We start from the raw sequence: 268 nt of genomic DNA, 5'->3' as shown, positions 1-268 counted from the left end.
AAGTTTGCATGTCGTGGTGGTTACAGCAGAATAGTCCACCACGATTGTGCTGACTGCTCCAATATCTGTGCTTGAAATTAATGTATTGTTGGCATCATAAAGTTCCAGTACATAGCTCACCCCATCTTCTATATGAATACTGTCCTCTGTCCACGCCAATGGCGTTCCGCTGACTTGCTGTACCCTGTTCCGATGTGCCCAACTGAGCATCAGATCACCTGTCACCTCCGTTGGGAAATACGCGCCATTGATCTGAACATTGGCAGGT

Annotated in this window: 1 protein-coding gene; it reads right to left on the bottom strand. The window is 47.4% G+C overall.

The window, feature by feature from the left end; genetic code table 11:
• A partial coding sequence (locus LVY74_RS17685) for a hypothetical protein (RefSeq protein ID WP_237816153.1) occupies positions 1-268 on the bottom strand: 268 nt, incomplete at both ends.

Source organism: Acinetobacter sp. ME22 (assembly GCF_022012315.1).
GTDB lineage: Bacteria > Pseudomonadota > Gammaproteobacteria > Pseudomonadales > Moraxellaceae > Acinetobacter > Acinetobacter brisouii_A.
This window is presented reverse-complemented; position numbering and strand designations above follow the sequence as displayed.